This window comes from Pseudomonas sp. GW821-FHT01C01, assembly GCF_059422645.1.
Map to the genome: position 1 here is coordinate 31513 of NZ_JBWKXF010000015.1, position 21145 is coordinate 52657.

General features: G+C 61.1%; 19 protein-coding genes. 13 read left to right on the forward strand and 6 right to left on the reverse strand.

Annotated elements, in window-relative coordinates; all coding sequences use genetic code 11:
• Positions 1-5 precede the first annotated feature (5 nt).
• The 3 genes from AC07XF_RS12330 to AC07XF_RS12340 form a co-directional block, all read right to left on the reverse strand.
• Positions 6-2849 carry a class I adenylate cyclase gene (locus tag AC07XF_RS12330; RefSeq protein WP_495026693.1) on the reverse strand — a complete coding sequence of 948 codons (2844 nt, stop codon included), beginning with the start codon at positions 2847-2849 and terminating at the stop codon, positions 6-8.
• A gap of 192 nt (positions 2850-3041) precedes the next feature.
• On the reverse strand, positions 3042-3287 hold the full coding sequence (locus AC07XF_RS12335) for a TIGR02647 family protein (RefSeq protein ID WP_007992232.1): 246 nt from the start codon (positions 3285-3287) through the stop codon (positions 3042-3044).
• Between the two features lie 213 nt (positions 3288-3500).
• The gene (locus tag AC07XF_RS12340; protein WP_007992234.1) at positions 3501-3785 is read right to left on the reverse strand and encodes a hypothetical protein; all 285 of its coding nucleotides are present in this window, start codon (positions 3783-3785) and stop codon (positions 3501-3503) included.
• A 124-nt stretch (positions 3786-3909) separates the two neighbouring features.
• Here AC07XF_RS12340 and AC07XF_RS12345 point away from each other — a divergent pair, with 124 nt between their 5' ends.
• Positions 3910-4569 (forward strand): glutathione S-transferase family protein, encoded by a 660-nt coding sequence (locus AC07XF_RS12345; protein WP_495026694.1) that lies wholly within the window; start codon positions 3910-3912, stop codon positions 4567-4569.
• 129 nt (positions 4570-4698) lie between these two features.
• Here the strand turns inward: AC07XF_RS12345 and argH are convergent, their stop codons facing one another.
• Positions 4699-6093 (reverse strand): argininosuccinate lyase, encoded by a 1395-nt coding sequence (argH, locus tag AC07XF_RS12350; protein WP_495026695.1) that lies wholly within the window; start codon positions 6091-6093, stop codon positions 4699-4701.
• 462 nt (positions 6094-6555) lie between these two features.
• On the opposite strand from argH, the gene AC07XF_RS12355 reads away from it, so the two are divergent.
• From AC07XF_RS12355 to rsd, 7 genes are all read left to right on the forward strand, one after another.
• A complete protein-coding gene (locus tag AC07XF_RS12355; RefSeq protein WP_007992241.1) occupies positions 6556-7302 on the forward strand; it encodes a LytR/AlgR family response regulator transcription factor in 747 nt (248 codons plus the stop codon).
• A gap of 138 nt (positions 7303-7440) precedes the next feature.
• Complete coding sequence (hemC, locus tag AC07XF_RS12360) at positions 7441-8382, forward strand: hydroxymethylbilane synthase (RefSeq protein WP_495026696.1); 942 nt, start codon at positions 7441-7443, stop codon at positions 8380-8382.
• Positions 8379-9146: a uroporphyrinogen-III synthase gene (locus AC07XF_RS12365; RefSeq protein WP_495026697.1), complete on the forward strand. Its 768-nt coding sequence runs from the start codon at positions 8379-8381 to the stop codon at positions 9144-9146. Before hemC ends, AC07XF_RS12365 begins: the two co-directional genes overlap by 4 nt.
• Before the next feature lie 16 nt (positions 9147-9162).
• Positions 9163-10323: a uroporphyrinogen-III C-methyltransferase gene (locus tag AC07XF_RS12370; RefSeq protein ID WP_495026698.1), complete on the forward strand. Its 1161-nt coding sequence runs from the start codon at positions 9163-9165 to the stop codon at positions 10321-10323.
• Entirely contained in the window at positions 10320-11558 is a 1239-nt protein-coding gene (locus AC07XF_RS12375) for a heme biosynthesis protein HemY (protein WP_495026699.1), read from the forward strand. The genes AC07XF_RS12370 and AC07XF_RS12375 overlap by 4 nt, the downstream gene beginning before the upstream one ends.
• A gap of 263 nt (positions 11559-11821) precedes the next feature.
• Positions 11822-12373 carry a disulfide bond formation protein B gene (locus AC07XF_RS12380; RefSeq protein ID WP_495026700.1) on the forward strand — a complete coding sequence of 184 codons (552 nt, stop codon included), beginning with the start codon at positions 11822-11824 and terminating at the stop codon, positions 12371-12373.
• Positions 12374-12550: 177 nt separating this feature from the next.
• Positions 12551-13009: a sigma D regulator gene (gene rsd / locus AC07XF_RS12385; RefSeq protein WP_495026701.1), complete on the forward strand. Its 459-nt coding sequence runs from the start codon at positions 12551-12553 to the stop codon at positions 13007-13009.
• Between the two features lie 60 nt (positions 13010-13069).
• Here rsd and AC07XF_RS12390 read toward each other — a convergent pair whose 3' ends face one another.
• Complete coding sequence (locus tag AC07XF_RS12390; RefSeq protein WP_495026702.1) at positions 13070-13735, reverse strand: FKBP-type peptidyl-prolyl cis-trans isomerase; 666 nt, start codon at positions 13733-13735, stop codon at positions 13070-13072.
• Between the two features lie 192 nt (positions 13736-13927).
• On the opposite strand from AC07XF_RS12390, the gene AC07XF_RS12395 reads away from it, so the two are divergent.
• Positions 13928-15046, forward strand: coding sequence for an AlgP family protein (locus AC07XF_RS12395; protein WP_495026703.1), 1119 nt, complete (start codon positions 13928-13930; stop codon positions 15044-15046).
• Here the strand turns inward: AC07XF_RS12395 and AC07XF_RS12400 are convergent.
• Positions 15043-15507 (reverse strand): TIGR02444 family protein, encoded by a 465-nt coding sequence (locus AC07XF_RS12400; protein WP_495026704.1) that lies wholly within the window; start codon positions 15505-15507, stop codon positions 15043-15045. The two genes, AC07XF_RS12395 and AC07XF_RS12400, sit on opposite strands and share 4 nt — an antisense overlap.
• A 50-nt stretch (positions 15508-15557) precedes the next feature.
• Here AC07XF_RS12400 and AC07XF_RS12405 point away from each other — a divergent pair, with 50 nt between their 5' ends.
• The 4 genes from AC07XF_RS12405 to AC07XF_RS12420 all read left to right on the forward strand — a co-directional run bounded on the left by AC07XF_RS12405 (position 15558) and on the right by AC07XF_RS12420 (position 21145).
• A complete protein-coding gene (locus AC07XF_RS12405; protein ID WP_495026705.1) occupies positions 15558-17468 on the forward strand; it encodes an ATP-binding cassette domain-containing protein in 1911 nt (636 codons plus the stop codon).
• Positions 17468-18049 (forward strand): mechanosensitive ion channel domain-containing protein, encoded by a 582-nt coding sequence (locus AC07XF_RS12410; RefSeq protein WP_495026706.1) that lies wholly within the window; start codon positions 17468-17470, stop codon positions 18047-18049. Before AC07XF_RS12405 ends, AC07XF_RS12410 begins: the two co-directional genes overlap by 1 nt.
• Before the next feature lie 225 nt (positions 18050-18274).
• On the forward strand, positions 18275-18907 hold the full coding sequence (gene rhtB, locus AC07XF_RS12415) for a homoserine/homoserine lactone efflux protein (protein WP_495026707.1): 633 nt from the start codon (positions 18275-18277) through the stop codon (positions 18905-18907).
• 339 nt (positions 18908-19246) lie between these two features.
• The gene (locus AC07XF_RS12420; protein WP_495026708.1) at positions 19247-21145 is read left to right on the forward strand and encodes an FTR1 family protein; all 1899 of its coding nucleotides are present in this window, start codon (positions 19247-19249) and stop codon (positions 21143-21145) included.

Consider the following 21145-nt stretch of genomic DNA (forward strand, 5'->3'; position numbering starts at 1 on the left):
TCCCCTCAGACCTGATCGAGCGCCTCGTTCAATGCGTGCTCCAGGTCAGCTTTGTAGCGCAGGTACAGATGGGTGGAACTCTGTCCTTCGCCGAGCAGGCCTGACAGGTCGAGGTCAGTGATGTAGCAGCGGTAGCGTTCGGTTTCCCGGCGCTGCCCGACGATTTCCCGGGCGACCACGCTGAACAGTTGGTCGCCATGCTCCAGTTCGGAAAACTCCCGTTGATTGCAATACAACGTCACCTGCACCTGACCCGGTGCGGCTTTGCCGACGATCGCCTGCACGTCGTAAAACGGTTTGTTCACCGGCGTCTGCGGCACCGGCCGGGCTTCGATGCGGCGCGCCCGACCAGGGCCTGACGGCAGCAACTGGCAATACAGGGTGTCGAGGTTCAATGGGTGGGCAGCGTCCATCGGCAACAAGGCATCGCGACGGTACTGGATCGATTGCAGGAAGCGCTGCAGTGGCACCAGCAGGCTTTGCTCGTCGTGCCACGGCAGGCGTTGCTGCCACAGGGCATTGAACTCATCGAGCACGTACAGATCAGCCTGATCTTCGTTGACCCGATAGAACACTTGAATGCAGTCCGGCTGACCCATCGGCAGGAATAGCGCGAGGTCGTGGTCTTCCAGTGCCTTCGGGTCCAGGTGCAACGGGCTGTAGCTCGCCATTTCCTCGCCCAGGTAATCGATCAGCGCCGGCAGGGTAGCCAGCGCGATGTGCTGGACCTGTCCCGGCACCAGATCCAGTACGTGGTAGTGCTGCTGGACCTGGATCAGGTAGCGGTGATTGAGCCGGCTCAGCAGCAGGTTCTGCGCGGTATCGAGGATATCTTCCACCCGTTGGGCGATGAACTGCGCGCGGTTATGGCAGAAACAGCGCACCCTCAGCTTCGGCTGTTGCGGTCCGGCCGGCAGGTTGTTGAGGTAGTCGCGGATGCAGTCGAGGAGGGCATGGGGGCCGTCGTAGCGACCGACCAGCACTTCGTTCCAGCTGTTGAGCGTGACCTGGTCCAGCGTCAGCACCAGGTTTTCCCGGACGCCGGCGTAGCTCAGGGAGTCGGTGCGTTCGGTGGTCATGAGGATGTTCAGGTCGCGATGGTGCTTGAGCGGATCGATGCCGACATTCACCAGAATCAGCACTTCATTCGGCACGCTGGCGCGCAGCAGAGGTTCCTCGGCGACGGTGGGCAAGGGCAGGGCGATGGTCTGTTGCAGGCTGCCGAGCAGGTTGAACAGTTCGAATTCGCTCAAGTCGCTGCTGCCGGGGTGCAAGGCCAGGCGGGTACTGCTGTCGATCACGCCATTGCGGTGGCACCAGGTCAGCAGTTCAAGCAAGTGGCGGCTGCGTTTGATCGGCGCGAAATGTTCCCACTCCAGCGCCGTCAGGCTGCCGTTGTACAAGCCCCACTGGCCTTGCCTTGGTTCTTTCTTGTTCGGCGCGTGCACTAGCGTCAGAGTGTCTTCAGCCAGGTCCGGGGCTATACCGGGGTTGATGAACTCGACTTTGCCGGACTTGCGCTCGAAAGCGGCATACAGCCGACGGCCGAGGACACTCAGGTCGCGCTTGTTGATGCGGCTGACGGTTTGTTCGTGACGGGCAAACTGGGTGAGGAAGCGGTAGCTGTAGTTCAGCTCGTTGACCAGGGCCCGCCGCTCGGAACTGACCTGGCGGACTTTCCACTGGCTGCGGCTGTCGAGCAGGGCCAGTTGGCGCCGGTCCCAATGCCATTCATGGGCCAGGCGTTCGAGCAACGAGCGCTGCCAGCTCTGGGTGCGGCTGTTGCCGGTGAGTTTGCGATTGACCTTCAGGTACAACGCGCGACGCACCAGTTCCAGCCGTTCCGGTTCGTTGCGGGCAATCAGGTATTCCTCGATGCGCCGGTACACCACGACGTACGGGTCCAGTTCGTCGAGGTCGAGCCGGTTGGCGAACACCGCTTGCTTGAAGCGCAGGCTCAGGCAATGGACCCTGGGGTGTTCACTGGCGTAAACCTCGGTCAGTAGCAGCTTGAGTACAGATTTGTAGGGCGACTCGATGCCCTTGAACAACTGCCAGAGTCCGGCGCCAATAAATTCGCCGGGCGGGATGTAGGCCAGGTTACCGAGGTCGAGGGTTTCATCGGCACGGATGAAGCGTTTGGAGATCAAGGTATGGGTGTAGCGGTCGTAGCTCGACTCTTCGTAGACCGGCACCAGCCACCAGATCGGTGTCCGCCCGGCGAGCCATATCGCGGTGCGGTAAAACTCGTCCAGCAACAGGTAGTGCTGGGTGGTGCCGCAATCTTCCGAGCTCAGTTGGGTATCGCGCTCGCCACGGACGAAACGGGTCGGGTCGATCAGGAAAAAATGCGCCTCGGCGCCCTGGCTTGCGGCCCAGGCTTCCAGCAACTGGCATTTTTTGCGCAGCTCGGCGAGTTCGTTCTCGGTCAGGTCCGGTCCATGGCAGACCCACACATCCATGTCGCTCTGGTCGGCCTGCGCCAGGGTGCCGAGGCTGCCCATCAGGAACAGTCCGTGAATCGGTCGGGGCGGGTTGCTGCCGTGGCGCGGTTTGTAGGAAAACGATCGGGTCAGGCGCTGGGCTTCAGCGAGGACATTGGCATCCGGTTCGAAATTCGACAACCCGGCCGGCGTACTGCCGGAAACGTAGCCAGGCAACAGCGGGTGATTAACGTGGAAAAACAGCGGCAGCAAGGTCAGGACCCCTTGCTGGCGGGTCGACAACCCTTCCATGGCGCGAGCCATGCGTCCTTCGTTGAGTTTCAGAAAGCGTGCGCGCAGCTGGCTGAGAACCTTGCGGTCGATTCCCTCGTCCAGATCAGGGCGGATTTCATGGGTGCGCGTCATGTCAGCTCAAACCGGCTCGCAGGGCTCGGACGTGGGAGTCTCAGGTGAGGGGCAGTTTAGCGTCTCGGACACGGGACTTTTAAGCTGATTTTGTGTTTCTGGCGTCAGATTTCTATCGCTTGGCGACAACGGGCACCGAAGTGCGCCCGCGGAAATCCTTCAGCAGGTTTTCCGTGGGCGATGCGGGGGAATTCAGGCTGTTTCTTCGGCTTTCAGAATGGTGAGCACGGTTTGCACATTTTGCGCCGCGTCACGACCCAGGCTGGTCAGGTAACCGCCATCTGGCTGGTCGATCAGGTCTTTTTCGTACAGGCGTTTGGCGGCGGCAATGGCTTTCGGGGCAGCGGTCTGATGAATTTTCAAACCTTCCTGGGAACTGTCCAGGTTGAAGAGGGCAAGGACTTCCAGTTCGGCAACCAACTCAGGGGTAAGCGACATAAGGACTCCAGACTTTCTAGGAATTGGACGACAGCGTCCCTAAGGTGAACCCGCTTGTCCGGCATGTCCAGTGCTCGTGACAGGGTTTTTTGCCTCTGTAGGAGCGAGCTTGCTCGCGAAAAACCTGAGAGCGCCACGGGGCAGCTGGTTTTACGCGCCATCGTTGACGACCTTCGCGAGCAAGCTCGCTCCTACAGAGGGGGAGTCGCGGGGTTACTGCTTTTCCGGCGGTAACTCAGGCAATGCGCGCAGCGCAGCTTCGTACCATTCGGTATTGAATGCGCGGTCTTCTTCGAGGATCGCGTCGATTTCTACCGCCAAAACGTGAGCCATCAGGTTGAGGATTTCTTCCCGCTCGTAACCCACCAGGGTCAGCTTGTTGAACGTCGCCTTGGCCGCTGGCGGGTTGTCGCTTTCGATCTGGTTTTCGATGGCCTGGATCAGGGTACTTTCGGCGAACTCTTCTTCGTCGTTGTCGATATCGTTCAGCTCGCTCATGGCAGGCTCCTCAGGGAAAGGTGGCCAGTTTAACCGCATTCAACCGCGTGATGCTGCTGGCAAGAATCCCGGCAGCGTTCTATAAACATGCACCGCCCACCCCGCACGGCCTGGAGGCTTTGTGATGTTTAAACTTTATGGATTCTGTGTCAGCAACTACTACAACATGGTCAAACTGGCGTTGCTGGAAAAAGGCCTGCCGTTCGAGGAGGTCATGTTCGTCCCGACCCAGACCCCGGAGTCATTGGCGATCAGCCCGCGGGGCAAGGTCCCGGTGCTGGGCGTCGAGCAGGGCTACATCAACGAAACCAGTGTGATTCTCGAATACATCGAACAAGCCCAAAAGGGCAAGCCGCTGCTGCCGAATGAGCCGTTTGAGCGCGCGCAGGTGCTGGCGTTGGCCAAGGAAATCGAGCTGTACATCGAACTGCCGGCGCGTGCCTGCTTCCCGGAGGCATTTTTTGGCATGACGGTGCCGGAGGCGATTAAGGAAAAGAGCAAGGCTGAGTTGCTACTGGGGTTTGCCTCCCTGGCCAGGCACGGCAAATTCGGCCCTTATGTGGCTGGAGAAAGCTTGAGCATTGCCGATCTGTACTTCCAGTACAGCGTGCCGCTGGCGTGTGGTGTGGCGCACAAGTTGTTCGACATTGATTTGTTGGCTGAAATGCCGAAGGCCAAGGCGTTGCTGGAGCGTCTGGAGCAGAATCCGAATGTGAAGCGGATCGCGGCGGACAAGGAGGCGGCGATGCCAGCATTCATGGCGATGATTGCGGCCAAGAAGTAGATTTTTGCGGCGTTCTGTCGATCGCCTTCGCGAGCAAGCCCGCTCCCACATTGATCGGCGTGACACACGAAACCAGTGTCTGACACATACCTTTGTGGGAGCGGGCTTGCTCGCGAAGCTTTTGACGATTTAGCGGCTGGCGAGCAATGCCTGGCCGCGAGCCACTGCAGCCTTCACCTGCGCCGGCGCGGTGCCGCCGATATGGTTACGGGCATTGACCGAGCCTTCAAGGGTCAGCACGGCGAACACGTCCTGATCGATCTGGTCGCTGAACTTGCGCAGTTCTTCCAGGCTCATTTCCGCCAGGTCCTTGCCGCTATCCACGCCGTATTTCACGGCATGACCAACGATTTCGTGGCAATCACGGAATGGCAGGCCGCGACGCACCAGGTAGTCGGCCAGGTCGGTGGCGGTGGAGAAGCCGCGCAGGGCCGCTTCACGCATCATCGCGTGCTTGGGCTTGATCGCCGGAACCATGTCGGCAAAGGCCCGTAGCGAGTCGCGCAGGGTGTCGGCGGCGTCGAACAGCGGTTCCTTGTCTTCCTGGTTGTCCTTGTTGTAGGCCAGGGGCTGGCCTTTCATCAGGGTCAGCAGGCCCATTAGCGCGCCGAACACACGGCCGGTCTTGCCGCGTACCAGCTCTGGCACGTCCGGGTTTTTCTTTTGCGGCATGATCGAGCTGCCGGTGCAAAAACGGTCCGGCAGATCGATGAACTGGAATTGCGCGCTGGTCCACAGCACCAGCTCTTCGGAGAAGCGCGACAGGTGCATCATCGCGATACTGGCGGCCGAGCAGAATTCGATGGCGAAATCGCGATCGGAGACGTTATCCAGCGAATTGCCGCCAACCGCGTCGAAACCCAGCAGTTGGGCGGTGAATTCACGATCGATCGGGTAGGTGGTGCCGGCCAGCGCCGCGCTGCCCAGCGGCATGCGGTTGGTGCGCTTGCGGCAGTCGACCAGGCGCTCGTAGTCACGGCTGAGCATCTCGAACCAGGCCAGCATGTGGTGCCCGAAAGTCACTGGCTGTGCAGTCTGCAGGTGGGTGAAACCCGGCATGATGCTGGCGGCTTCGCGCTCGGCCTGTTCCAGCAGGCCTTTTTGCAGGCGGGTGATTTCAGCCAGGATCAGGTCGATTTCGTCACGCAGCCACAGACGGATGTCGGTGGCGACCTGATCGTTACGGCTGCGGCCGGTGTGCAGTTTTTTACCGGTCACGCCGATGCGGTCGGTCAGTCGCGCCTCGATGTTCATGTGGACGTCTTCGAGGTCGATGCGCCAGTCGAACTGGCCGGCCTCGATTTCACCCTGGATGGTCTTCAGGCCATCGATGATGCTGTCGCGCTCGGCATCGGTCAGCACGCCGACCTTGGCCAGCATGGTGGCGTGGGCGATCGAGCCCATGATGTCGTGGCGATACAGGCGCTGGTCGAAAGTGACGGAGGCGGTGAAGCGGGCAACGAAGGCGTCGACGGGTTCACTGAAGCGGCCGCCCCAGGACTGATTGGTCTTGTCAGTGCTCATGAATTCGCTCGTATCGGCTTGAAGTAAAAAGGCGTGGAATGCTGGCGCGGATAATAACAGGGTTGCCAATCCTGTCGCTGACACTGGTCGACACGTTTTTTTCCCGGGGGGCGAGCCCAGGCCCGGGTAAGGCCCGCACATTTTTGCTGAACGATATTTTCCAATTGATCTATATCGTCCCGGCAACCGTCTACAGTTGGACAGTAGGGTCAGCGCACTTCTCGGTGCAGCCGCTGACTATTAAGAAGAGAGGGTGTTCATATTGCGTATCAGCAAACCCTGTGGCGATGTGTCGCCAATGCGGGCCTGGGCCGCCAATCGCCCGGCAGATGAAAATTTAGCCGCCGGACCAGCGGCACTTTTTGACGCTCGCGCTAGTCTTAGCGTGGATCGCGGTGACGGACGTCACTTCACCTGTCTACGCTATCCTTGTGCGAGACTCACGCAGGAATCCAGCGCAATATGAATGTCCTGATCGTTGATGACGAACCCTTGGCCCGCGAGCGCCTGAGCCGAATGGTTGGCGAACTCGAGGGATACAGTGTCCTGGAGCCTAGTGCCACGAATGGCGAAGAGGCGTTGGCACTGATCGACAGCCACAAGCCGGATATCGTGCTGCTTGATATCCGCATGCCGGGTCTCGATGGCCTGCAAGTGGCTGCGCGGTTGTGCGAACGCGAAACCCCACCCGCCGTAGTGTTCTGCGCCGGGCCCGATGAATTTGCCGTGGAAGCCTTACAGGCCAGCGCTGTAGGCTATCTGGTGAAACCTGTGAGAACTGAACAATTACATGACGCATTAAAGAGAGCCGAGCGCCCCAATCGTGCCCAGCTTGCAGCCCTGACCCGCCCTGCTGCCGAAAGCGGCAGCGGCCCGCGCAGCCATATCAGCGCCCGAACCCGTAAAGGGATCGAGCTGATTCCGCTGGATCAGGTGGTGTACTTCATTGCCGACCACAAGTACGTGACCTTGCGCCATGAAACCGGCGAAGTGTTGCTCGATGAGCCGCTCAAGGCCCTTGAGGACGAATTCGGTGACCGTTTCGTGCGTATCCATCGCAACGCACTGGTTGCCCGCGAGCGTATCGAGCGATTGCAACGCACACCCCTGGGGCATTTTCAGCTGTTCCTCAAAGGCCTCAACGGTGATGCGCTGATCGTCAGCCGGCGCCATGTGGCCGGCGTGCGCAGGATGATGCAACAGCTCTAAACAGCTGTCCGCAGGCGAATTTCACACCCGATTGCCGGACATCCGGGGCCAGGGAGGCCGGACAGTATCTGATACAAGTCAAAGTGGATTTGGCTGAGCTGTTATTATCCGCCGTATCTATTCAGTACGGATTGATCCATGTCCTCTCGCCAGATCCGCATCGCCACCCGCAAAAGCGCTCTCGCCCTGTGGCAGGCCGAATACGTCAAAGCCCGCCTTGAAGCGGCTCATCCGGGCCTGCTGGTGACCCTCGTTCCCATGGTCAGCCGTGGTGACAAGCTGCTTGACTCACCGCTGTCGAAAATCGGCGGCAAGGGTCTGTTCGTCAAGGAGCTCGAAACCGCGCTGTTGGAAAATGAAGCCGACATCGCCGTGCACTCCATGAAAGACGTGCCGATGGACTTTCCCGAAGGCCTCGGCCTGTTCTGCATTTGCGAGCGGGAAGACCCGCGCGATGCCTTTGTTTCCAATACCTACGCCAGCCTGGACGAGCTGCCCCAAGGCAGTATCGTCGGCACCTCCAGCCTGCGTCGCCAGGCTCAACTGCTGACCCGTCGCCCGGACCTGGAAATCCGCTTTCTGCGCGGCAACGTCAACACCCGCCTGGCCAAGCTCGATGCCGGTGAATACGACGCCATCATCCTCGCCGCGGCCGGCCTGATTCGCCTGGGCTTTGAAGATCGCATCACTTCGGCTATTAGTGTCGACGACAGCCTTCCGGCCGGTGGTCAAGGCGCGGTGGGTATCGAATGCCGCAGCGCCGACAGTGAAATCCATGCGTTGCTGGCGCCTCTGCATCACCAGGACACTGCCACCCGCGTGACCGCCGAACGTGCCCTCAACAAGCACCTCAATGGTGGCTGCCAGGTGCCGATTGCCTGCTACGCCGTGCTGGAAGGTGATCAGGTCTGGTTGCGCGGGCTGGTGGGCGATCCAGGCGGTGGCCGGCTGCTCAGCGCGCAAGCCCGCGCACCTCGCGGCGATGCCGAGGCGCTGGGTGTGCGAGTGGCCGAAGACCTTCTCAGCCAGGGCGCCGACGACATTCTCAAAGCGGTCTATGGCGAGGCTGGTCACGAGTGATCGGCTGGCGCTTGCTGCTGACGCGTCCCGCCGATGAGTCGGCGGCGCTGAGCAGTCTTTTGGCCGAGCAGGGGATATTCAGTAACAGTCTGCCGCTTTTGGACATCGTCCCCATTGCCACCACTGACACAATGCGCCAGGTGATTCTGGCGCTGGATCAGTTCTGCGCCGTTATCGTGGTCAGCAAGCCGGCCGCCCGGATCGGCGTCGAGCTGCTCGACCGGTATTGGCCAACGTCGCCCGGTGTGAAGTGGTTCAGCGTCGGTGCGGCGACTGCACAGATCCTCGGGGATCACGGGTTGGACGTGAGCTTCCCGGCAGAAGGTGATGACAGTGAAGCCTTGCTCGAACTTTCCCGACTGCGCGAGGCTATCGCGCAACCCGATCCGCGAGTGCTGATCCTGCGTGGGGAAGGTGGGCGCGAGTTGCTGGCGGAGCGTTTGCGTGAGCTTGGTGCTAGTGTCGAGTATCTGGAGCTGTACCGTCGGGCATTGCCGAGTTACCCGCCGACAGCGTTGCTGGAACGGATCCAGGCGGAACGCCTGAACGGGCTGGTGGTCAGCAGTGGACAAGGTTTTGAGCACCTGCATCAATTGGCCGGCGATGCCTGGCCGCAGTTGGCGCGGTTGCCGTTGTTTGTACCAAGCCCCAGGGTTGCCGAGCAGGCGCGTGCCGCCGGGGCCAAAACAGTTGTGGATTGTCGCGGTGCCAGTGCCGCGGCCTTGCTGACGGCGTTACGGGAGCAACCCGTACCCGTTTTCTAATGCAAAGGATGGATACGTGAGCGAAACAGCCTTGCCTAAAGATGACTCGCGACCGGTGCTTGATGCACCGTTTGATGCTCCTGTTGATGAATTGCCGCCGTCACCCGCTGCCGTGCAGCGTCCAGGCAATGGTCTGGCAATCATCGCGCTGCTGCTGGGTGCGGCCGGTGTCGCGGTGGGCGGTTGGGGTGTCTGGCAGGTGCGTCACCTGCAAGCCAATAATCAGCAACAGATGAGCCAGGTACAGGCGTTGAATGACCAGGCGCAAAACCTCAAGCTCAATGAGGAACGCCTGAGCGCACGCCTGGCGCAATTGCCTCCCGCCGATGAACTGGAAGCACGCAGCCGTCTGGTGATTCAACTGCAAGGTGATCAGCAGCGGCTGAACCAGCGGCTGGAAACCGTACTCGGCGCCAGTCGCAAGGACTGGCGCCTGGCGGAGGCCGAGCACCTGCTGCGTCTGGCCAGCCTGCGACTGTCCGCCTTGCAGGACATCAGCAGTGCCCAGGCACTGGTACAAGGCGCCGACGAGATACTGCGCGAGCAGAACGACCCGGGCTCCTTTGCCGCTCGCGAGCAGGTGGCCAAGACCCTGATCGCCTTGCGCAGCACCGAACAGCCCGATCGCACCGGGCTGTTTCTGCGTCTGGGCGCGCTGCGCGAGCAGGTGGCCAGCCTCACCGAGCTGGCCCCCGAGTACAAGGACCGTGGCGATTCGTTGCTGCGCCTGACCGCCGATGGCGACGGCGCCAGTCGCTGGGCGCAGTGGTGGGATCAGATTTCGCGCTACATCCGTATCGATTTCAATGCCGACAAAAACGTTCGTCCATTGCTGGCCGGCCAGAGCCTGAGCCAAGTGCGCCTGGCCCTGAGCCTGGCACTGGAGCAGGCACAATGGGCCGCACTCAATGGTCAGGCTGCGGTTTACTCCCAGGTGCTGGATGAAGCACGGGACATCCTCAGGGGCAACTTCAATCCGGACAACGCGCAAAGCAAAGTCATGCTTGAGCAGGTGGCTGAGTTGAGCAAGCAACCCGTCACCGTAGTCACGCCAGATTTGACTGGCACGCTGAGCGCGGTGCAGGGGTATCTGGAGCGGCGCAACGTCAATGCCGAGGACTCGATCAAGCCAATGACCAGGCCTGCCGCGAACACCGCGCCGGAGGCCACGCCATGAAGCGCCTCTATGTGATCGTGTTCCTCGTTATCGCCGCCGCCGCCGCGCTTGGACTGGCGATTGCCGAACAATCCGGTTACGTGCTGATTGCCTACAAGACCTTCCGCTATGAGTCGAGCCTGTGGGCTACCCTGGCGCTGGTGGCTGTTCTCTGGCTGGTGATCTGGGGCATCAAGTCGCTGGTCGAACTGGTGATGGCTTCCAGTGGCGTGGTCAATCCATGGTCGCGGCGAAACCGCAGCCGTCGGGTGCAGGTGGCGATCGAGCACGGTCAACTGGACCTGGCCGAGGGGCGCTGGGCCAGTGCGCAACGTCATTTGCATCGGGCTGCCGAAGCCGAGCGCCAGCCGCTGCTTTACTACCTCGGTGCGGCCCGTGCCGCGAATGAACAAGGCAATTACGAAGAAAGCGACAACCTTCTGGAGCGCGCCCTGGAGCGTCAACCTCAGGCCGAGTTGGCGATTGCCTTGAACCACGCCCAGTTGCAGACCGACCGCGGTGATTCCGAAGGCGCCCTCGCAACCCTGCAAGCCATGCATGAACGCCATCCGCATAACGCGCAGACTCTGCGTCAGTTGCAGCGCCTGCTTCAGCAGCGTGGTGACTGGTCGGCAGTGATTCGCCTGCTGCCGGAGCTGCGCAAGGACAAAGTCCTGCCGGCGGCCGAGCTCGCCGAGCTGGAGCGTCGGGCCTGGGGGGCGAACCTGTCTCTGGCGGCGCAACGGGAAGAAGACGGAACAGTGGGGCAGCAATCGCTCGAACGTGCCTGGCAGCAACTGACCTCGGCACAGCGTCAGGAGCCGCAACTGGTGCTCGCGTATGCCGAGCAATTGCGGCAATTGGGGGCTCAGGTCGAGGCCGAGGAAGTGCTGCGCACCGCTCTCAAACGCAGCTACGACAGTCATCTGGCACGGCTCTACGGACTGGTTCGCGGCAAGGATCCGGTCCGCCAGTTGCAGGCCGCCGAAGGCTGGCTCAAGGACCATCCGGCCGATCCGGGCCTGCTGCTGACACTGGGTCGTCTATGCCTGCAAAACAGTTTGTGGGGCAAGGCCCGGGACTATCTGGAAAGCAGCCTGCGTGTGCAACGCAATCCGGAAGCCTGTGCGGAGCTGGCGCGGTTGCTGGCGCAAATGGGCGATACCGATCGCAGCAACCAGCTGTTTGAGGAAGGCCTGGGTTTGTTGGATGAGCGCTTGCTCGCGGCCCCTCTGCCAGTACCAATCCGCGCTTGACCCAAGCGCTGGCGCCAGGCTCCGGCGTCTGAGCGATGACCTGCGGCGAAGGCGCAATTGCCCTCGCCGCAATGCGATGATTTGTTGAAATTCAGTCGCCAAACTTCGTCGCAGGCAAAGTCCTACAGCGGACTACTTTTTATCCTCTCGTCTACGTCGGGATTTCCCTACACCTGTGCTGAAGTGTCCGTGGGCGCTTGCCTTGAAAGGCCGCAGCGCTTTCCTCTACCGTAACGGCCTGTCACTACTTTTACGGAAAAGCCATGTCTTTGGCCTGTTCACGCTCCTTGTTTTTCATGGCTTTCATTGCGGGTGCCCTGGCGCTGGGCGTTTCCTACTACCTGGAGTATGCCGTCGGCTTGCGACCTTGCGGTTTGTGTCTCGTGCAACGGTTTTGCCTGGCTCTTTTTGCCGGTGTCTGCCTGACAGCTTCGGTCCATGGTCCCGGTCGCATCGGAAACGTTCTGTATTGGCTGCTGAGTCTTTGCTGCAGCCTGGCCGGTACCGTCACGGCGTGGCGACAGGTCCTGCTGCAAAGTCTTCCGGCGGATCAGGCAGCGACGTGCTCGACCCGTCTGGCGGAACTGTTGTCCAGTACTCCGTGGTTAAGCGTCGTACAGCCAATGTTCAAGGGCGCTGCCGATTGTGGGAGGATTTCCTGGACGCTGTTCGATCTGAGTCTCACGGAATGGAGCCTGCTGTTCTTTGTCGCGATGATGATTCTGGCCGTGTACCAGTCGTTGCGACTGGTCTGGATCAGCTATCAGCGACCACTCAGCGGCGAGTCGTCGCACCGGGCCTTCGCAGGTGATTAAACACTTGTATGAACATTATCGCGTGCGTACCTTGAAGGCAGTGTCGTGCGGGCATAATCTGGCCCGCACGTGTCATTGGAATTATGTTGCTCGATGACGCTCTGCCTGACCGCCCACTGACGTAACAAGAGGCGAACGGGCATAGAGCAGCTGACCCACAAGGGAAGAGAGATCACCATGCTCGAAAGTTGTCAGAATGCTCAGGAACGCTGGGGTGGAGTGCACCTGCTGATCGATCGCTGGTTGCAGGAGCGTAAAGAGCTGATCGATGCATACGACAAGCTCGGTGCCGATCCGCAGGCATTGTCCACGAACCGTAAGCCCTTGCAGGAATTCTGCGGCGTGCTGGTCGATTACGTGTCCGCCGGGCATTTCGAGATCTACGAGCAACTGACGGGGGAGGCCAAGGCCTTCAACGACCAGCGTGGCCTGGAGCTCGCCGAGACGATCTATCCGCGCATCGACGTCATCACCGAAAAGCTGCTCGCGTTCAACGACCTGTGCGATGAGGGCAAGTGTGTCGCCGAGGAGTTCAAGACACTCGGCGGACTGTTGCACGAACGCTTCGAGCTGGAGGACTGCCTGATCGAAGTGCTGCACACCGCTCACAAGGAAACCGATTCGGTTCAGGCCTGAAGCGCTACCCGCAAGATCCGGAAACGGCGTGCCAAGGCACGCCGTTTTTCGTTTGTGTCGTCAGCCGGTGGCACCGCGCAATTCGACTTCGAACACCAGCGGTGTGAACGGTGCGATCACGTCACCGGCTCCGTCGGCGCCATAGGCCTGAGCCGACGGAATCACCAGTCGCCATTTCGCCCCGACCGGCATGTTTTGCAATGCACTGCGCCATCCGGCAATCACGCTGTCGAGACTGAACCATTGTGGCTGGCTGTTCTGATCGAACACCGTGCCGTCGGGCAAGCGACCGATGTACAGCACCTGCACCTTGCCGTTGGGTCCAGCCTTGGCGCCAGTGCCTGGCGTCAACTCGGTCAGCAACACGCCATCAGCCAGTTCGCGCACGCCGGGTTTGGATTTCTCTGCGGCGAGAAAGCGCTGCTCTTTTTCCAGCGCCATTTCGCTTTGCGGCTCGGCTGGCTGCATGGCAATCCGGGCTTCATGCTCGGTCAGAATTTGCTGGATCTGCTCGTCCTTCAGCGCCAGCGGTTTGCCCTGATAGGCCTGCTGCAATCCGTCGACCAGTGCCTGGAGTTGCAGGTCGGGAACCTCCTGGCGCAAGCGTTCGCCAAGACTTGCACCCAGGCTGTAAGCCAGATCGTGGGCTTCATTTCCCTGTGTTTTTTCGGCGGCTTGGGCCACCGAAAAAAACACGCACAGCGATAAAAAAAGGTAGCGCGACATGGTCACTCTCCAACCTGAATTGCGGGCGATTATGCCAGTGAGAATGCGCACAACGGTGAACTGCTTTTGCGCCGATGCAGAAGTTTTTCAATCCTTTGCAACGCGGCGCTTTCGATAGTGTCAACATGCCCTAGCGGCGGTTGCAGCAGAGGTCTAGTATGAGCCGCACTCACTTCAGCCAGGAGGTAAACCATGTCGGCCACCAAGAAGCCAGTAAACACTCCATTGCACCTGCTCCAACAACTCTCGGGCAGCCTGCTCGAGCATCTGGAAACCGCTTGTTCCGAAGCCTTGGCTGATGCTGAAAAATTGCTCGCCAAACTGGAAAAGCAGCGCGGAAAAGCGCAAGAAAAACTGCACAAATCCCGCACCAAACTGCAGGACGCTGCGGCGGCCGGAAAAGCCAAGGCGCAAGCCAAGGCCAAGGACGCAGTGGCCGATCTTGAGGAGCTGCTCGATGCCCTCAAGAATCGTCAATCGGAAACCCGTGGCTACATTCTGCAACTCAAGCGCGATGCTCAAGAAAGCCTGAAACTGGCCCAGGGCGTCGGTCGTGTACAAGAGGCTGTCAGCAAGGCGTTGTCCCTGCGTGCGGCCAAGCCTGCTGCGGCACCTGCGAAGAGGGCCGCTGCCAAACCGGCTGCAGCAAAAGCACCGGCCAGGCCTGCTGCTGCAAAACCAGCCGCTGCCAAACCAGTAGCGAAAACTGCCGCGGCCAAGCCTGCTGCCAAACCGGCTGCGAGAAAACCGGCTGCTGCCAGTGCTGCAAAACCTGCGGCTAAAACCACGGCAGCCAAACCAGCCGCCGCACGACCTGCCGCTGCAAGAGCCGCTGCTGCCAAACCAGCCGTGGCTAAAACCGCCGCCGCTAAACCGGCTGCAAAACCGGCCGCTAAACCAGCTGCCCGCACCGCTGCTGCGAAACCTGCTGCCAAGCCGGCTGCAAAACCTGTCGCTGCAAAACCGGCCGCTAAACCAGCAGCCAAGCCAGCGGCAAAACCTGCTGTAAAAGCGGCTGCCAAACCAGCCGCAAAACCAGCTGCAGCGAAACCAGTCGTTGCCGCCAAACCAGCCGCTGCCAAGCCAGTTGCCGCCAAACCGGCTGCTGCAAAACCTGCTGCAAAACCCGCAGCCAAACCTGCAGTGAAGAAGCCGGTTGCCGCCAAACCAGCCACCGCACCGGTTGCCAAGCCAGCCAACCCGGCTCCGGCAGCAACGTCTGCTTTAGCAGCAGCCACCTCGACAGCCACGCCAGCGCCAACGCCGGCCGCCGCATCGATCGCAGCAACCACCCCAACCAGCGCTTCCTAAGTGCCGGTTACCGCGACGCGCAGCTGATGCAGCGCGTCGCGGTGCAGGTGGGCGGCACCCGCCGTCGCACCTTCCAGCCAGGCCGATAGATCGGTCGCGGCACCTTGCGGCCAACTCTGCGCCGCTCTCTCCAGCCGCAACAACAGATGCCGTTCGGCTTCCAGCTCCAGTGCCTTCACTTGTTCACGCAGGGTATGCAAATCGGCGTCTTCCGTGGCCGCGGCTTTCCATTGCGTGCGCAGGGCTCGCAGCGGCCGCACGACATCGGTGTCCCAGGCGACGGCCACGCTGCGTAGTTGCTGCAAACGCGGCTCATCGCAGGCAACGCCCCGTTGTCCCAGCCACGCCCCACATAGCAAAAGGCACACATTGACCCCCGCCGACTGCAATTGCAGGCATGCCTGCTCAACGCCCGGACGGGCGTAAGTGGTCAGGGAAAAACTCCACAGGTCAGAGGACATAGTGCTACTCGCGCCAGTTGCGAGCGAAGCTGGTAGACTCCGCCGCCATTATGATTCGACTTCAGAACCTGACTTTACAGCGTGGCCCGCAACGTCTGCTAGAAGACGCCGAGCTGACCCTGCACGCCGGCCAGAAAGCCGGCCTCATCGGTGCCAATGGCGCCGGCAAATCGAGCCTGTTCGCCTTGCTTCGGGGCGAACTGCACCCGGACTCGGGTGATTGCTTCCTGCCGGCCGACTGGCGTATCGCCCACATGCGCCAGGAGGTCGACACCCTCGAACGCCTGGCGGTCGACTACGTGCTCGATGGCGACCTGCGCCTGCGCCAGGTGCAACGCGACCTGGCGGCAGCCGAAGTGGCCCATGACGGTGCCGCACAGGCCCGCCTGCATTCGGAACTCGACAGCGCCGACGGGTACACCGCCGACGCCCGGGCGCGCAAGCTGCTGGCCGGGCTGGGGTTCACCAACGAGCAGATGGATCGTCAGGTCGGGGATTTCTCCGGTGGCTGGCGGATGCGTCTGAACCTGGCGCAGGCCTTGATGTGCCCATCGGACCTGCTGCTGCTCGACGAACCGACCAACCACCTCGACCTCGACGCCATTATCTGGCTCGAAGAGTGGCTCAAGAGCTATCCGGGCACCCTGATGCTGATCTCCCACGACCGGGACTTCCTCGATGCCGTGGTCGACCATGTGGCTCACGTCGATCAGCGCAAGATCACCCTGTACCGCGGTGGCTACAGCGCCTTCGAGCGCGCCCGAGCCGAACGCCTGGCCCAGCAACAACAGGCCTACGAGAAGCAGCAGGTGCAACGTGCGCACATGGAAAGCTACATCGCCCGCTTCAAGGCCCAGGCCACCAAGGCCCGTCAGGCCCAGAGCCGGATCAAGGCCCTGGAGCGGATGGAAGAGCTGACCGCCGCCCACGTCGATTCGCCGTTCGACTTTGTCTTCCGCGAATCGCAGAAAATTTCCAGCCCGCTGATCGACCTGTCCGATGCCCGTCTGGGTTACGGTGAGAAAACCGTGCTGGAGAAGGTCAAACTGCAATTGACCCCGGGGGCGCGGATCGGTCTGCTCGGCCCTAACGGTGCCGGTAAATCGACCCTGATCAAGAACCTTGCCGGTGAGCTCTCGCCATTGGCTGGCCGCTTGACCCGTGGCGAGAACACCGTCGTCGGTTACTTCGCCCAGCATCAGCTCGACTCTCTGGATTCCAAGGCCAGCCCGTTGCTGCACTTGCAGCGCCTGGCACCGACCGAGCGCGAACAGACCCTGCGTGACTTCCTCGGCGGTTTCGACTTCCGTGGTGCGCGGATCGACGAGCCGGTACTGAATTTCTCCGGTGGCGAGAAAGCGCGTCTGGCGTTGGCGTTGATCGCCTGGGACCGACCGAATCTGTTGCTGCTCGACGAACCGACCAACCACCTGGACCTGGAAATGCGCCTGGCGCTGACCATGGCCCTGCAGGAATTCAGTGGTGCGGTACTGGTGGTCTCCCACGACCGGCATTTGCTCAAAAGCACCACCGACAATTTCTATCTGGTGGCGGACGGCAAGGTCGAGGAGTTCGACGGCGATCTGGAGGACTACACCCGCTGGCTGGTGGAGTATCGCCAGCGCAATGCCCCGGTCAGCAACACGCCGGTCAACCCGGACAAGACCGACAAGAAAGCCCAGCGTCAGGCCGCTGCTGCATTGCGCCAGCAACTGGCACCGCACAAGCGCGAAGCTGACAAGCTTGAAGCGGAGCTGGGCAAGCTCCACGAAAAACTGGCTAAGGTCGATGCCAGCCTCGGCGACAGCGACATCTACGAGCCGGCGCGCAAGAACGAATTGCGTGATCTGCTGGCCGAACAGGCCAGGCTGAAGGTGCGTGAGGCGGAGCTGGAAGAAGCGTGGATGGAAGCCCTGGAGTTGCTGGAAAGCATGCAGGCGGAGCTGGAGGCGCTGTCCTGATGGACGCCTTCAAGCTGCCGTTGCCGGCGGTGTGGGTCGAGCCGATCTGGCTTGGCGTGCAAATTCTGCTGATCCTGCTCGCCGGCTACTTCACCCAGCGCTTCGTCGCCAAAGGCCTGATCCGTCTCGGTGAGCGTTACCCGTTCCCGCCGCAGTTGATGCTGCCGCTGCGGGGCGGTTTGCGCTGGCTGATCATGGGCAGCGCGCTGATTTTCGTCCTGGAGCGACTCGGTGTATCGGCCACGGTACTCTGGACTGCGTTGTCTGGTTTCGTCGCGGTCGCGGCGGTGGCGTTTTTCGCCATGTGGAGCGTGCTCTCGAACCTGTTGTGCGCGATCCTGATCTTTACTGTCGGCCCGTTTCGTATAGGTGACGTGGTCGAGTTGGTGGACACCACCGACAAGCCCGGCGTCAAAGGCCGGGTGGTGGCGATCAATCTCCTTTACACCACGCTGATCGAAGCTGAAGAACTCGGCACGGGCAGCGCCATGGTGCAGGTGCCCAACAGTTTGTTCTTCCAGCGTTCGGTGCGACGCTGGCGTGGGACGGATGTGTTTCCTTCCAGCGGGTTTGAAAAATAAATTTTCTGCTGCCTGATACACCGCTTTCGCGAGCAAGCCCGCTCCCACAGGTGACCGCGTTCTTATTAACGACTCGGTCTGATGTGGGAGCGGGCTTGCTCGCGAAGAGGCCCTCATGCCGCAAGCGCTGGTCGGCTGTCACCATGTCCCGTAAAAAATCGGTAGTCATCCACCCAAAGCCGCATTAGCTTAGACGTCTGTCACGAGTCTGAGTCGAGGTGTGCAATGGAGCTTCAAACATGGCTGGCGTTTTTTGCCGCCTGCTGGGTGATCAGCCTGTCCCCCGGTGCCGGCGCCATTGCGTCGATGTCCAGCGGCCTGCAATACGGTTTCTGGCGCGGCTACTGGAACGCCCTGGGCCTGCAACTGGGCCTGGCTATGCAGATCGCCATCGTCGGTGCCGGCGTCGGCGCCATTCTCACGGCTTCGGCCACGGCCTTCTACGCAATCAAATGGTTTGGCGTGGCGTATCTGGTCTACCTCGCGATCAAGCAATGGCGTGCGCTGCCCAGCGATATGAGCGATGACGCGGCGGTGCGCCAGATCGGCAAGCCGATGGCCCTGGTGTTCCGTGGTTTCCTGGTGAACATCAGCAACCCCAAGGCGTTGGTGTTCATGCTGGCGGTGTTGCCACAGTTCATCGACCCGCATGCGCCACTGCTGATTCAGTATCTGGTGATCGGCGTGACCATGGTCTGCGTCGACCTGATCGTCATGGCCGGTTACACCGGTTTGGCGTCCAAAGTGCTGCGCCTGTTGCGCACACCGAAACAGCAAAAACGCATGAACCGGACCTTTGCCGGGCTGTTCATCGGGGCGGCAGCGTTCATGGCGACGCTGCGCAGAGCCGCAGTGTAAACCGGCAGAAACCCCAAAAGGCGACCCATGCGGTTAATGCCGATCAGTTAAGCCGAGACCCTGGACCTGTGGCGAGGGAGCTTGCTCCCGCTGGGCAGCGAAGCGGCCCCAAAAATGGGCCTGCTACGCAGTCCAGCGGGAGCAAGCTCCCTCGCCACAGGTTGATCAGCGTTGGTCGATCCCTTAACTGATCGGCATTAACCGCATGGGGCGCCTTTTTCATTGACGAATCAGTACCTTGGAGAACCCGCGATCTCGCAGGAAGGCCCAACAACGCTTGAGCGAAACCCGTTGGGCGTTAACAATATGTAACTTCGTTTTGCAAATTGAGATGCATTCATGATTGCCCCCGCCCGTTTCCTGGCCTGGCTGTTGCTGCCGCTGTTCGCGGCGTGCAGCTTTCAACTGCTGGCTGCCCCCGCCGAAGGTGCGCCGCAGGCGCTGCACTTGCTCGATTACATCAGCGCAGATTACCCAGGCACGGTGCAGGCGGGCAGCATCACGGACCAGGCCGGATTTCGCGCGCAACAAGAATCGGTCGAGACGCTGGGAAGTCTGATGGCGGCCATGCCGGCCAAACCGGAAAAAGCCGCGCTGGAGCAAAGCCTGACCTCACTGGGAAGTTCCATCAGTGCCCGTCAGGACGGTGTCGATGTCACTCGTCAGGCCCGGCAACTGGGCGCGAAGCTGGCCGTGGCCTATGAAGTCAGCCAAGCCCCGGTCATTACGCCGGACCCGTCGCGTGGGGCGCCGCTGTACGCCCAGCATTGCTCGGTCTGCCATGGCGACACGGGGGCCGGCGATGGCCCGGCGGGTGTCGGCATGACGCCACCGCCGTCCAACCTGCGCGATACCACGCGGCTGGATCGCCTGAGCCTCTACGCGATCTACAACACTTTGGGCCTTGGCGCTGAAGGGACTGACATGCCGGCCTTTGCCGACCAACTGGATGATCGTCAGCGCTGGGACCTGGCCACCTATATCGCCAGCTTCAGTGTCGATCTGGCGACGGCCAATGCTGACAAAACCTACAACATCGCCGACCTGGTCCGTCAGACCCCGGCCGAAGTACAGGCCGCCGAAGGCCCGCAAGCCGCTGCGACGTTCCGTGCCCAACGGGCGCAGCCGCCGCAGGTCAAGCGTGGCCCGGCACAACTGCTCGACTACACCGCGGCTACTCTGGACAAGAGCATCGCGGCGTATCGTGCCGGTGAGCATGATCAGGCTTATGACTTATCGGTAGCGGCGTATCTGGAAGGCTTCGAACTGGTTGAAAGCTCGCTGGATAACATTGACGCCAACGTGCGTAAAGACACTGAAAAATCCCTGATGGCTTACCGTCAGTCGTTGCAGGACGGCCTGCCGGTGAGCGACGTCGAACAGCGCCTGGACGTGGCCAAAGCCAAGTTGAAGGCGTCAGCCGGTCTGCTGGGCAACGACGGTTTGAGTTGGTCGCTGAGTTACATTTCCGGCCTGCTGATTCTGCTGCGCGAAGGTCTGGAAGCGATTCTGGTGTTGGCGGCAATCCTGGCTTTCCTGCGTAACACCGGTCAACAGACGGCGGTGCGCAGCGTTAACGTTGGTTGGGGCCTGGCGTTTGTGGCGGGGTTGGGTACCTGGGCGCTGGCAGCCTATGTCATTGATGTCAGCGGATCACAGCGTGAGTTGCTGGAAGGCGCGACGGCATTGTTTGCCAGCGTCATGGTGTTGTGGCTGGGTGTGTGGATGCACGACCGTCGTCACGCGGCGGCCTGGCAGGATTACATCAAGACCAGCCTGGTGGGCGGCGGCGGGCGTTTCGGCTTTGCGATCCTGGCGTTTTTCTCGGTGTATCGCGAACTGTTCGAAGTGATTCTGTTCTACGAAACCCTGTGGTTGCAGGCAGGCCCCGCGGGGCACAACGCGGTGCTGGCCGGCGGGGCCACGGCGCTGGTGTTGCTGGTTGGCCTGGCCTGGGTGATTTTGCGCGGTTCGGCGAAGCTGCCGCTGGCGCTGTTCTTCAGCATCAACGCTGGTCTTTTGTGCGCCTTGTCGGTGGTGTTTGCCGGGCATGGCGTGAAAGCGCTGCAAGAAGCCGGGATCTTCGGCACACGACCGGTACTGTTCTTTGACTTTGAATGGTTGGGAATCCATGCCGATGCGTATTCGCTGAGTGCCCAGGTCGTGGCGATCATTGCGATTGTCGTGCTTTATGGACGTGGTCGGGTGGCTGAGAAGCAGCGGGTGCAGGTTTCTTAA

Excerpts from the sequence above, each read along its gene's own strand:
- AC07XF_RS12330 (WP_495026693.1), bottom strand. The coding sequence starts at position 2,849 with ATGACGCGCACCCATGAAATCCGCCCTGATCTGGACGAGGGAATCGAC.
- AC07XF_RS12335 (WP_007992232.1), bottom strand. The coding sequence starts at position 3,287 with ATGTCGCTTACCCCTGAGTTGGTTGCCGAACTGGAAGTCCTTGCCCTC.
- AC07XF_RS12340 (WP_007992234.1), bottom strand. The coding sequence starts at position 3,785 with ATGAGCGAGCTGAACGATATCGACAACGACGAAGAAGAGTTCGCCGAA.
- AC07XF_RS12345 (WP_495026694.1), top strand. The coding sequence starts at position 3,910 with ATGTTTAAACTTTATGGATTCTGTGTCAGCAACTACTACAACATGGTC.
- argH (WP_495026695.1), bottom strand. The coding sequence starts at position 6,093 with ATGAGCACTGACAAGACCAATCAGTCCTGGGGCGGCCGCTTCAGTGAA.
- AC07XF_RS12355 (WP_007992241.1), top strand. The coding sequence starts at position 6,556 with ATGAATGTCCTGATCGTTGATGACGAACCCTTGGCCCGCGAGCGCCTG.
- hemC (WP_495026696.1), top strand. The coding sequence starts at position 7,441 with ATGTCCTCTCGCCAGATCCGCATCGCCACCCGCAAAAGCGCTCTCGCC.
- AC07XF_RS12375 (WP_495026699.1), top strand. The coding sequence starts at position 10,320 with ATGAAGCGCCTCTATGTGATCGTGTTCCTCGTTATCGCCGCCGCCGCC.
- AC07XF_RS12380 (WP_495026700.1), top strand. The coding sequence starts at position 11,822 with ATGTCTTTGGCCTGTTCACGCTCCTTGTTTTTCATGGCTTTCATTGCG.
- rsd (WP_495026701.1), top strand. The coding sequence starts at position 12,551 with ATGCTCGAAAGTTGTCAGAATGCTCAGGAACGCTGGGGTGGAGTGCAC.
- AC07XF_RS12390 (WP_495026702.1), bottom strand. The coding sequence starts at position 13,735 with ATGTCGCGCTACCTTTTTTTATCGCTGTGCGTGTTTTTTTCGGTGGCC.
- AC07XF_RS12395 (WP_495026703.1), top strand. The coding sequence starts at position 13,928 with ATGTCGGCCACCAAGAAGCCAGTAAACACTCCATTGCACCTGCTCCAA.
- AC07XF_RS12400 (WP_495026704.1), bottom strand. The coding sequence starts at position 15,507 with ATGTCCTCTGACCTGTGGAGTTTTTCCCTGACCACTTACGCCCGTCCG.
- AC07XF_RS12405 (WP_495026705.1), top strand. The coding sequence starts at position 15,558 with ATGATTCGACTTCAGAACCTGACTTTACAGCGTGGCCCGCAACGTCTG.
- AC07XF_RS12410 (WP_495026706.1), top strand. The coding sequence starts at position 17,468 with ATGGACGCCTTCAAGCTGCCGTTGCCGGCGGTGTGGGTCGAGCCGATC.
- rhtB (WP_495026707.1), top strand. The coding sequence starts at position 18,275 with ATGGAGCTTCAAACATGGCTGGCGTTTTTTGCCGCCTGCTGGGTGATC.
- AC07XF_RS12420 (WP_495026708.1), top strand. The coding sequence starts at position 19,247 with ATGATTGCCCCCGCCCGTTTCCTGGCCTGGCTGTTGCTGCCGCTGTTC.